The following is an 8,946-nucleotide window of genomic DNA, read 5'->3' as shown; positions in this document are numbered from 1 at the left end:
GTTCGCTCTACTTCGTTCTCACTTTTCGTAATCAGTGTATGAGCGGTAGAGGATATATTGCTCAGCATTTCAATCGTTTCATCGGCGCTGACTGTGGCATCTCGTACGAGTTGTTTTTGCTTCTCTACTTTCTCAAGTTTGGTCAGAATCAACTGTAGAACACCACCCTCCTGAAAGCCTTCTTTTACCATTTCGTAGGGTGCCGTTAAGCTTGCAAATTCGTTGATGTCTGGGTACCACTCAGCAAAATCGTCGTATGCCAGATTAATTCCAGCTATACGGTTTCGCATTTCTTTGTATTCGCTGGTCGCTTTTTCAATATCTTCTGCCATCATCATGACCAGAAAAGTACTCTCCATCGAACTGGCACTGGCGATAAACCGGTTCGCCGCGTCTGATGCCTCGGGGTTTTCCTGCACTAAGAAAGAAGCAACCCGATTCATTTCAGGTCCAATTGAGCTCAGTCCATAGCGAAAAGACGGAATCATTTCATCGAGTTCAGCTTGCGTTTTAAACACCGCTTTTTGATTTTCCAATACTTGCACAGAACCTTTTCTTAAGGACTCGACAGATTCAATCAGTCGCTCTTTCTGCTGATTGGAAACCACACCACCAAACGCATCGGATAGCTGGAACAGGGAGTCGATCTGAGACTGCCCCTGTGCCGACAGCGAATTCAAAACTGTCATCGTATCTTGCAGTTCTGCCTCAGTTTCGCTTTGAATACCTTGATTTAAGCGCTTAACCTGAGTCAATATCCCTTGAGTTAACTCTGCATTATTCATTGCAAGGGGAAGTGCCTGATTAGAAAGGTGATTGAATTCCGAGCCTACTGTGTCTATCCCTCGCTGGCTGATCACGGAAAGTGACACTACCATTAGCGTGATAACAGCAAACACGGCAACGATGGCATGGATGAGTGAAAGAGAGAAACGGGTCTTGCTGGTTCTACTCATTGAGCGGTCCTAAAAACTTGTCCACATTGGTCTTGATGTGAAAGAGTCTATGGTGCGCTCGTGACAGCTATATTTCAGTAAAGGAAAAACTAAGAATTAAAACTTATATGAATTTTCAAAGGATTATATCGATAAAAGCCATATTTGTGACCCTATTACTTGTAGGGTGTTCGCAAAGTGTCCCGTACCGCTCGTCACCGCCTTTTGAGCTAAGCAGTGAAAACCACACAGCTACTCAACAGGCGTTGTCTAAGGTTTATACCAGATGGGAAGGTGTACCCTATCGATTTGGTGGAAATGACCGTTACGGTCTGGATTGCAGTGCGTTTACCAAGATTGCGTTTAGCGAGGCATTCTCCAAAACATTGCCACGTACTACCGAAAGTCAGAGCCAGCTTGGTACTAAAATTCGTTATCGGGACGCACAACCCGGTGATCTCGTGTTTTTTAAAACAGGATTCAAACAACGTCATGTCGGGGTTTACATGGGAAATAACGCGTTTATGCACGCTTCCACCTCGAAAGGCGTCATCATATCGCGTTTAGATAATCCTTATTGGGCTGACGCTCTCTGGCATTTCAGACGAGTCCATTAAGTCGACAGGCTACAGAATAGAAAAAGGCTGGTGATTCACCAGCCTTTTTCATGTTTGAACCGACCATTTGGTTTAGTCGTATTGAGCAACCGCACTGTCGAATAGATTCTTAAGTAGTGAGATGTACTCGTCTAAGAATGCGATTTGCTCGTTTGTCGCTTTCTTGCTCCACGCACCTGCTAACACCTCCCCTAAATCTTCAGCAACGGAGTCTGCTTCTTTCAGCAGTTTAAAACGTACGCTTGAATGCAGTTCGGGGTTCTGTTCGAAAATGGCCATGATATTGGTTGCGATAAGATCGGTGACGACATCTTCGATACTTTCTTCTCCAGTATCGCCGTCGACTTGGGCAAAAATGTCAAGGTTCATTGTCAGGTGCTCAATCAGAGCAAGGTAGCCATCTGTTTCTACAACCACTTTATAATCTCCACCGAGTTTGGTGTTTTATTGTTTCTACCTAAATTTTAAGACATATCTGACCAATTTGATATATCCAAAAGGTCAGTTGCTTAATAAATAACTCATTTTGAGCTGTAAAGTAGAAAGAACGGGCTTTTAAGTTAACACGTAAGCGGGCAAGTTTTCGCTTACTCAGTCATGAATTGTAGATTGGTTTCGACCATTTTGTTTTGAGCTGTATAACGCTTTATCTGCACATTCCAACCAAGCTAGGTAGGTTTCCATTTCTGGGCGGAACTCACTAATTCCTAGGCTAATAGTAAAGCTTATATCTCCCTGCTCGGTTGAAACGGCAGTTTCTTCGATACGCTGCCTGAGCCTTTCGGAAAAGTAGTGTGCTTGTTCTGAATTGGTATTGGGGAGCAATACGGTGAATTCTTCGCCGCCGTATCGACCGCAACAATCTGCTTGTCTGGCGGTTTTTTTCAGAAGATGTGCCGTTTGACGTATAACACCGTCTCCTGAACTGTGACCATAGGTGTCATTAACCTTTTTAAAATGGTCGATATCAAAGATCACCAGAGACGCTGGCGTATTGAGTGTCTGGCACTGGATAAACTGATCGCTGAGGCACTGTTCCCAATGCGCACGATTGTACAAACCCGTTAAGCCGTCTGTTCGGCTCAGGTGGCTGAGTTTTTGGTTGGTTTCTCTAAGGTGGAGTTTCTTTTTAGCAATGTCTGACACATCGTGAATCATTAGACAGACATGAGTCACTTCGCCGGTCAGTGCTCTTAGTGGTGTAATCACCACGTTTTGGTACATCACTGCCAAACCATTTGATACCGGGGAAAAGTTATTAAACTCGAACAGATAAGGTCTGTCTTCCCAGCTTGAAAAGCCTCTCATTTTTAATTTGATCGAGGCTTCAATTTTGGCTTTTAACCATTCGCTTGGAAGCTGAGGAAACAGATCAAACAGGTTGTGTCCCATGATGATGTCTGCAGTAATTCCGCTGTATGACTGCATGAAACTGTTCCAGGTGCAGACTTTGTAATTGGTGTCGAGTACCACTAACCCGGCATCCATGTTATCCATCACCTGTAATGCCCAGTGAAATTCGGATATGTCCAGAGTCAGGTCTGACATTACATCGTCTCCAGTATTCGTTTTATCTTACCGACCGATCGAGAATCGATAAGGAACAGTACTTCACATTCAAAATGAATGGATTCAGCAAAGTAAGTGTATTCGACGGTAAAGAGCTCCCCTACACCGCCGACATTGAGGGAATTGATTTCCTGGTGAAAGTGGTCGATGACCGCAGGCTGCCGGAGCGCAAACTGGGTACACATCTGTTCCCCAAGGGACACTAAGTAAGAAGCCACCAGCAAGTTGGCAATATTGATAACCACTTCGTTATATGACGACTCTTGAACCTTGTAGCCCAAGCTCTGCCCCATTTCTTCTATTTGGGTGCCTCGCATACAAACCAGAGCTTCGCCGTGAATACCGCCACCTACAAAACGCTGAGCGACGGCCACAGAGCCTTCACGGTGCAAAACGTCTTCGAGCGTCATCGCTAACTCGCCAGGACTGAGCAGACCGACGTTTGGTATCGGTATATGAATGAACTCGCCCAAGTGATCGGAGATGATGGCAGCCCCTCGCCCCAATGCGATATTGGTCAACTCTTTAAACTGAGTAATAGGATCCAGCTTTGGAAGTGGTGTGGATGAAGAAGATTGGCAAAAAGTTAAGCCGATACTGGGAAAAAGCGGTCTCGCGGTTTCCGGGTTCAGAGGCTTTTCAATGAATTCGTAAGCCCCCAGTTCTTTACAGCGCTTTTTGGCGGCTTGCTGCACGTCGCCGGAAACGACGATCACTTTAGTCGGGTAATCACTGACGGGCATTGCGGATAGAACTTCGTACCCGTCTAGTACAGGCATAGTGAGATCCAGAAACATAACGTCGATGTTCTGCACTTTGAGTATGTCTAGTGCTTCCTGACCATCCCCAGCGAACAGAATCTTCTGATGCTCGGAATCAGCAATACAACGCGCTACTGACTTACGAGCCAGTGCTGAATCGTCACAAATTAGTACTTTCATAGAAAACGCTTGGGATTACTTTCCTGAATCAACATCACACTATAATGGTTACACTTTACAAAACTATGCTTTAGTTTAGTTTTTGTTTCCAAAATCGGATTTGCTTCACATCTGATCCTGAAAAGAAGATCTCGATCAGATCATTTGATCTTTGTGTTATTTACGAGTCAGTTAGGCATATGTGGCATATTTAACAGTAACCACAAAAAGTAATGGGCTAATATTGGGGTGTAGAATCCAACCGACGGCAGGAATGGGATATGTGGCAATCTATTTCTCAGCAACTCTCTGAAGTATTGGTATTTGAATACAAGATTAAAGAAAAAGTTCGGATTAGCGGCGGTGATATCAGCCAAAGCTACATGATCAGTGATGGCGAACAGCGGTATTTCGTCAAAACGAATGATCGTTCCTTTCTGCCGCGTTTCGAGCTTGAAGCTGAGGGGTTACAGTCTCTCACCCAAACTGATTCGCTGTTTTTGCCCGAGGTGGTTCACGTTGGGCATTGTAAGGATCATGCCTTTCTGATCCTCAATTACATACCCTGCAAACCTTTAGAAAGCGCAAAAGCCAGTTATCGCTTCGGTCTTCAGTTAGCAAAACATCATAACTGGGGTGACCAGAAAGAATTTGGCTTCGATAGCGACAACTACATAGGAGCCACACTCCAGCCGAATTCCTGGCACAAAAACTGGGCGCGCTTTTTTTCAGAGCAGCGTATTGGTTGGCAGCTTCAACTAATGAAAGAAAAAGGCGTGGAATTTGGCAATTCAGACCTAATTGTTTCAGCGGTCTATGACCGACTTTCGCACCACCACCCTCGCCCTTCACTCCTACATGGTGATTTGTGGAGTGGCAATGTTGCGAATACCCCAGTCGGTCCTATGGTGTACGATCCGGCACCGTATTGGGGAGACGCTGAGTGTGATATAGCAATGACAGAGCTCTTTGGCGGGTTCATGACCGACTTCTATCAAGGCTATGAAAGTTTGAGACCGCTTTCTGAAAGCTACGCATCTCGGCGAGACGTCTACAATCTTTATCACATTCTGAATCACTGTAATTTGTTTGGTGGTCACTATCTAGATGACGCGCAAACTATCGTAGATAGCTTACTGTCTGAAATTTCGTAGCCACATTAGCTCAAATTATTGGATGGATTAAATCCATCCAATTACATAATTAATATTTCAAAATATTACGTATCTGATTTTATATAAATAAGGCAATAATCAGCCTGTTTCTACGCTGACTTCACATCTTTCTTTTCTTCTTTCATTGGCTCAGATGCATTTTTCTGACCGTCAACACGTGATCTAGGTCGTTTTTCTCTGAAATTTTGCACTTATTCATGTTTCATACTTAATTCAATTCGAATAGTAAGACGAAGAGCTAGTATGAATAAGAATTCAACAGGGGATTCTAATTGATGTAAGGACCGATGTTATGAAAGCTTACACAGAAAAGAGCGTAAAGTGCCCTCACTGCGGATATACAATACGTATTACCTTGGATTCATCAAATGGCAGCCAGGAATTTTACGATGACTGCCCTGCTTGTTGCCATGCGATTCACTTGAATATGCTGGTGGACGAACAGCATGACAAGGTACAGCTATTCATAGACGCTGATGACGAACAAATATTCTGAATTGAGCCTTGAGTTTGCCTTTTCCATAGTCAATAACATTGATATAAAAATAAAGAGCACCTTACTAAAGGTGCTCTTTTTTTGTATATATAATCAACTAGTTAGTTTAGACATTGTAATTTTTTAACACACGTTCCACCGTATCAACAATTGCTTGTGTTTGTGGGTCAAACTCTATATTGACAGGCTCACCGATTTTGCGATTTCCGAACAGAGTCCTTGTTAATGTTTCTGGAATCAGATGAACACAGAATTGGTTATCTTCAACGGAACCTATCGTCAGTGAACAACCGTCTATCCCGATGTAACCTTTTTCCAAAACATATCGCATATGGTCGTTTTCAAGTTCAAACCAGATGGTTTTATTGTTCTCACTTTCTTCAATTTTCGAAATGGTAGCCGTAGTGGAAATGTGACCAGACATTGAATGCCCGCCGATTTCGTCGCCAAACTTCGCAGCTCGTTCAACGTTAACGTAATCACCAACATCGCAGCCGCCCAAATTGGTTAACTTAAGTGTTGCCTGCATGAGATCGAAGGAAATACGATTCCCATCGATATGTGTAACCGTTAAACAGCAACCATTGTGCGCAACCGATGCGCCAATTTTAAGGTCTGAACCTAGCTCTCCTTCCAGCTCTAGAACGTGAGTTTGAAATTCCTGTTTTCTCTCTATCGATACAATCTTCGCTGTACCCTGCACAATTCCGGTAAACATTCTTGTCCTATCAATATATGTATCAAAGTTATTGGTATCTTACGATCAAAGCAGTATCATTCGCCACTCTAAGCTATGTTGGAGTTTTGTGTGCACCGCTATAAAAAAGAAGCTTCTCAATTAGTTAAGCTCGCTACCCCAGTACTCATTGCGTCTGTTGCTCAGACGGGAATGGGATTTGTCGACACCGTTATGGCAGGTGGTGTCAGCCCTACCGATATGGCAGCGGTTGCTATCGCTACCAGTGTTTGGCTGCCCTCTATTCTGTTTGGCATTGGCTTACTTATGGCATTAGTGCCCGTTGTTGCCCAGCTTAACGGTTCTAACCGTCAGGTAAAAATTCCTTTTGAAATTCATCAGGGCATCTTTATGTCCTTGCTACTTACTGTGCCTATCGTTGGTGTCCTTTTCCAGACACAGTTGATCCTGGACTGGATGGATGTAGAACACCTTATGGCAGAAAAAGCCAACGGCTACATGTTCGCTGTGATGTGGGCAGTCCCTGCTTTCTTACTGTTTCAGACTTTACGAAGCCTGACAGATGGTATGTCCCTGACCAAGCCCGCGATGGTTATTGGCTTTGTCGGGTTGCTTCTCAACATTCCGCTTAACTGGATATTTGTGTACGGAAAGCTTGGCGCGCCTGCCCTTGGTGGTGTGGGCTGTGGCGTCGCAACGACCATCGTCTACTGGATTATGTTCCTGATGATGTTGTTCTACGTTGCGAAAGCCAAAAAGTTACAACACATTAAGTTGTTTGATGAATTTCACGCGCCTCAATGGAAAGCACAAACACGATTATTTAAGCTCGGCGTACCTGTCGCAGCCGCGCTATTTTTTGAAGTAACGTTGTTTGCGGTTGTCGCGTTACTCATTGCGCCTTTAGGACCTGCGATCGTTGCTTCACATCAGGTGGCTATCAACTTCTCGTCCCTTGTATTCATGCTTCCAATGAGTATCGGCGCAGCAGTAAGTATTCGTGTCGGTCATAAATTGGGGGAAAACAGTACTGAAGGCGCAAGAATCTCTTCGCATGTCGGCATTTTTGTTGGTCTGGCAACAGCGTGCATCACTGCTCTGCTTACCGTGCTATTCCGCGAACAGATTGCCCTGTTGTACACAGACAACAAGGAAGTGGTAGTCACCGCAAGTACTTTGTTAGTGTTTGCCGCGATTTATCAATGTACCGACTCTATTCAGGTGATAGCAGCTGGTGCGTTGCGTGGATACAAAGACATGAAAGCCATCTTTAACCGTACTTTTATAGCGTATTGGGTATTAGGCTTGCCTGTTGGTTACGTGCTAGGCATGACAGACTGGGTAGTCGCCCCAATGGGTGCGACTGGCTTCTGGATTGGCTTCATAGTGGGTTTGTCTTCCGCAGCCTTTATGCTTGGTATGAGGCTTCACTGGATGCACAAGCAGCCAGATGACACCCAGCTCGAATTCTCTGCGCGATAATTCATCATAAACGTTCAATTTTTCTTTTAGCCCGGTTTCCCGGGCTTTATTCTATTTGGTTGATACATTTCAGTCTCGGTGGCGTAGAATTAGAAAAAACAATGGAATGTAATGCGTTGCTACGAATCACTTTTTTCGCCTCTATCTTCTTTCTGACAGGATGTTCTGATCCTGTCACCAACATGTATCAAGACTATCTGGAACGAGTCGCACGTGTTCAGGATGCCCCTGAAATGGACGCACCGGAAGAGCGATTTACTTCATTGCCAGATAAGAAAGTGCTTCAATTGACCATTCCACGTCTGTCACTTGGTCTGCTTGAATCGTATGAATTGCGTAATTGTGGTTTGTTTGAGTTGATTGCAGAGCGCAACTCTTCACTTGGAAAGGTTCAGGATGAGTTTCGTCAACTCGATTACGAAACCCAATTTGTTTCCAAAGCCAGTGAATGCCTTTCACACCCAGAAATTTCTGAAGAAGTGAAAGCCAAACTTACTAAGGCATACCAACAGAAAGTCAGACAGTACCCTCTTCATTTTCAACATGTGTTTACTCAGAGTAGTGCCTGGCGGGCTCAACTGACCGGGAAAGACTGGTTGTCTGAAGATTCGATGTCTTCGGTAACAGAAGTAAAGCTCGCTTTGGATCCATTCATCAAGATATCTCAGTCCATTAGGGGTCGTGACACATCTGCATCAAATAGTGTTACACCGTCACAAGAAACCATTGAAACAATTCCTGTAATTGGTAATCTTAAATACAGTCTGGATAACAGTACGCTTTGGCTCGAAACCCTGACTAGTCAGCTTAAAAAATACGACACTAACATTCGATGTGGGGCAAACATCAACAGTACTCAGTTCAAATATCTTCGAAACGTTTTTCAGTCTCAATATATCGAGCAAGTGCAGCCTTATCTGGCACAGTTGGATTCCGCATACGTGAAAATTGGCGAGGACATTAACTTCTTATTAGAGGAAATAACCGAGCAGCATGGAACGTTTTTTAACATTGAACAGAGCCACAGAGAGTTTAAAATTGCAACTCTTGAACAC

General features: G+C 44.1%; 9 protein-coding genes and 1 pseudogene. 5 read left to right on the top strand and 5 right to left on the bottom strand.

The genetic code is table 11. From position 1 onward, the window contains the following. Nucleotides 1–956 (bottom strand): annotated as a pseudogene (locus RH89_RS08840) (methyl-accepting chemotaxis protein); the annotation flags it as partial. Between the two features lie 122 nt (nt 957–1,078). Here RH89_RS08840 and RH89_RS08835 point away from each other — a divergent pair. Beyond that, on the top strand, nt 1,079–1,552 hold the full coding sequence (locus tag RH89_RS08835; RefSeq protein ID WP_050811515.1) for a C40 family peptidase: 474 nt from the start codon (nt 1,079–1,081) through the stop codon (nt 1,550–1,552). Nucleotides 1,553–1,624: 72 nt separating this feature from the next. Here the strand turns inward: RH89_RS08835 and RH89_RS08830 are convergent, their stop codons facing one another. The 3 genes from RH89_RS08830 to RH89_RS08820 all read right to left on the bottom strand — a co-directional run bounded on the left by RH89_RS08830 (nt 1,625) and on the right by RH89_RS08820 (nt 4,062). After that, on the bottom strand, nt 1,625–1,969 hold the full coding sequence (locus RH89_RS08830; protein ID WP_004401229.1) for a DUF3802 family protein: 345 nt from the start codon (nt 1,967–1,969) through the stop codon (nt 1,625–1,627). A 174-nt stretch (nt 1,970–2,143) separates the two neighbouring features. Next, on the bottom strand, nt 2,144–3,100 hold the full coding sequence (locus tag RH89_RS08825) for a sensor domain-containing diguanylate cyclase (protein ID WP_004401228.1): 957 nt from the start codon (nt 3,098–3,100) through the stop codon (nt 2,144–2,146). Next, nucleotides 3,100–4,062 carry a response regulator gene (locus tag RH89_RS08820; RefSeq protein ID WP_004401227.1) on the bottom strand — a complete coding sequence of 321 codons (963 nt, stop codon included), beginning with the start codon at nt 4,060–4,062 and terminating at the stop codon, nt 3,100–3,102. The genes RH89_RS08825 and RH89_RS08820 overlap by 1 nt, the downstream gene beginning before the upstream one ends. Nucleotides 4,063–4,322: 260 nt before the next feature. Between RH89_RS08820 and RH89_RS08815 the strand changes: the two genes are divergently transcribed. Both RH89_RS08815 and RH89_RS08810 read left to right on the top strand, forming a co-directional pair. Continuing rightward, nucleotides 4,323–5,195: a fructosamine kinase family protein gene (locus RH89_RS08815; protein WP_004401226.1), complete on the top strand. Its 873-nt coding sequence runs from the start codon at nt 4,323–4,325 to the stop codon at nt 5,193–5,195. 313 nt (nt 5,196–5,508) lie between these two features. Further along, a complete protein-coding gene (locus RH89_RS08810; RefSeq protein ID WP_004401225.1) occupies nt 5,509–5,712 on the top strand; it encodes a CPXCG motif-containing cysteine-rich protein in 204 nt (67 codons plus the stop codon). 106 nt (nt 5,713–5,818) lie between these two features. On the opposite strand, the gene RH89_RS08805 is transcribed toward RH89_RS08810, so the two are convergent. Then, a complete protein-coding gene (locus tag RH89_RS08805; RefSeq protein ID WP_004401224.1) occupies nt 5,819–6,430 on the bottom strand; it encodes a riboflavin synthase in 612 nt (203 codons plus the stop codon). A gap of 90 nt (nt 6,431–6,520) precedes the next feature. On the opposite strand from RH89_RS08805, the gene RH89_RS08800 reads away from it, so the two are divergent. Both RH89_RS08800 and RH89_RS08795 read left to right on the top strand, forming a co-directional pair. Next, complete coding sequence (locus RH89_RS08800) at nt 6,521–7,891, top strand: MATE family efflux transporter (protein WP_004401222.1); 1,371 nt, start codon at nt 6,521–6,523, stop codon at nt 7,889–7,891. A 101-nt stretch (nt 7,892–7,992) separates the two neighbouring features. Then, nucleotides 7,993–8,946, top strand: a 954-nt coding sequence (locus RH89_RS08795; RefSeq protein WP_004401221.1) for a DUF3080 family protein, incomplete at its 3' end; no start/stop codon positions are given.

Source organism: Vibrio nigripulchritudo ATCC 27043, from assembly GCF_000222685.1.
Classification (GTDB): Bacteria; Pseudomonadota; Gammaproteobacteria; order Enterobacterales; family Vibrionaceae; genus Vibrio; species Vibrio nigripulchritudo.
The sequence above is the reverse complement of the archived record's forward strand: the minus strand, read 5'-3'. Positions and strand labels throughout refer to the sequence as shown.

What these genes read in the sequence shown, in the direction of transcription:
- RH89_RS08825 (WP_004401228.1), bottom strand. Translation starts at nt 3,100, where the DNA reads ATGTCAGACCTGACTCTGGACATATCCGAATTTCACTGGGCATTACAG.
- RH89_RS08820 (WP_004401227.1), bottom strand. Translation starts at nt 4,062, where the DNA reads ATGAAAGTACTAATTTGTGACGATTCAGCACTGGCTCGTAAGTCAGTA.
- RH89_RS08815 (WP_004401226.1), top strand. Translation starts at nt 4,323, where the DNA reads ATGTGGCAATCTATTTCTCAGCAACTCTCTGAAGTATTGGTATTTGAA.
- RH89_RS08810 (WP_004401225.1), top strand. Translation starts at nt 5,509, where the DNA reads ATGAAAGCTTACACAGAAAAGAGCGTAAAGTGCCCTCACTGCGGATAT.
- RH89_RS08805 (WP_004401224.1), bottom strand. Translation starts at nt 6,430, where the DNA reads ATGTTTACCGGAATTGTGCAGGGTACAGCGAAGATTGTATCGATAGAG.